1 protein-coding gene and 1 pseudogene are annotated in these 1,951 nt (G+C 69.4%); both read left to right on the forward strand.

Going from position 1 to position 1,951, the window contains the following annotated elements; translation table 11 throughout:
* Nucleotides 1-341: pseudogene (locus AC1VAN_RS20235) on the forward strand (hypothetical protein); the annotation flags it as partial.
* The coding region (locus AC1VAN_RS20240; RefSeq protein WP_480986574.1) for a BatD family protein at nucleotides 338-1,951 on the forward strand (1,614 nt) is incomplete at its 3' end. The pseudogene AC1VAN_RS20235 and the gene AC1VAN_RS20240, both read left to right, overlap by 4 nt.

Consider the following 1,951-nt stretch of genomic DNA (forward strand, 5'->3'; position numbering starts at 1 on the left):
AACAAGGCCAGCAGGAACCGCAGGGCCAGAAGGGCCAGCAGAACCCGGCATCTGCAGGTTCCGGCCAGCAGGGGGCGAAGCAGGAGCCGCAGGCAGCCGACGCGCAGGCCCAGGCGCAGGCCGATGCCCAGCAGCGCCAGCGCATGCAGCAGGCCCTGCAGCAGGCGCGCGCCGGCGAAGCCGGCAAGGCAGCAGTGCGCGGCGATGGCGGTACACCGCAACAGCGCGAGGAGCAGCAGGCCGTGGAGGCGTGGATGCGGCGTGTGCCGGATGATCCGGGGGCACTGCTGCGGGCCAAGTTCCAGTTGGAAAACGAACGTAGAAAGAGGGAAGGGCGATGACAGGCATGGCGAGCAGGCAAATCCGGTGGCCTCTGCCTGTGCTGGCGATGCTGCTGCTGTGGCTGCCGATGGTGGCCATGGCGCAGACGCGCGCCTGGCTGGAGCAGGACAGCATCGCCGCCGGTGATGCGGTCACCCTGCACATCGAGACCGACCAGGGCGCGCCAGACTATGCACCGTTGAATGCCGATTTCGTGCTCAGTGCGCAGAGCAGCAACCGCCAGGTGCAGTGGAGCAATGGCGGCGTCCAGCAGCGCAACCTCTATACGGTTGCGTTGACGCCGCGCCGCACCGGTACGCTGCAGGTGCCTTCATTACAGGTAGGCGCAGCACGCACGGTGCCCTTGGTGCTGCAGGTAAGTGATGCCGTGGTGGCCACCCCGCAGAGCAATGCCACCGCCTTCATCGAAACCGAGGTGGATGACCCGACGCCCTACGTGCAGCAGAGCGTGGGCGTGGTGGTCAGGCTGTACTTCGCCTCGCAGCTGGCGTCGGGCGAACTGGTGCTCGACACACCCAGTGGCGCTTCGCTGCAGCGGGTGGGGGAGGATCGCAGCGACGTGCGCCAGGTCAACGGCCGTCGCTACAACGTGGTCGAACGTCGCTTCCTGCTGATCCCCGAGCGCAGCGGGGCGTTGCGCCTGCCGGGCGCGCGCTTCACCGGCCGCAGTGCAGGTGGMTTCTTCGATGACTTCTTCGGGAGCGGTGGCGATGGCCGCATGAATGCCGTCGGTGCCGAACGCACGYTGCAGGTGCAGGCGCAACCGGCKCAGGCCGTGCAGCCGTGGCTGCCCCTGCACAGCCTGCAATTGCGCTACACCGCTGCACCCAGCAGTGCGCGCACGGGCGAAGCGGCCACCGTGATGGTCGAAGCGATCGCCAACGGCGCTACCCGGGCCCAGTTCACCGATCTGCCCGTGCCCGACCTCGGCGACGCCGCACAGGTGTTCGCCGAACCTGCCCAGTACGAGGAGACCTTCAACGGCAGCACGCCACGCCTGAAGATCACCCGTCGCTACTCGATCGTGCCGCGGCAGGTTGGATCCCTGCGCGTGCCGGGGCCGCGCGTGGCCTGGTGGAACGTGGACAGTGGCAGTGCCCAGCAGGCCAGCCTGCCGGATCTGGAACTGGCCGTGGCCGCAGGCCGGGCCGGCGCGCCGGCGGCACAACCGATCGATACCGATGCCGCGTTGCCGGGAGACGCCGCACCCGCCGCTGCATCCTCTCTTGCACCCACCGCAGCAGGTCCCCGGCCGTGGCCGTGGATGGCGGCCGCCGCAGGCCTGGCGCTGCTATGGCTGTTGACCCTGGCATGGGGATGGCGACGTGGCCGCCGTGCCGTCGTCCACACCCGTCCGGTTCCCCGGCCAGGAGCCAGTGCCCCTGCAACGTCCTCGCGTGCCAGCGTGGCCGAGTTGCGCCGGGCGATCGATGGCGAGGGCTTTGACCAGGTAGAGGCGCTGCTGTGTTCGATGGCCGGCGTGGAACGCCTGGAACAGGTGATCGAGCGCCTGGCCGATCCGGCCCAGCGGCAGACTCTGCAGGCGTTGCAGCAGGCGCGCTGGGGTGGGATGGGGGATGTCAGCGCGTTGCGGGCCCGCCTGCGCGAA

It is taken from the genome of Stenotrophomonas sp. 05L44_2 (assembly GCF_056665995.1).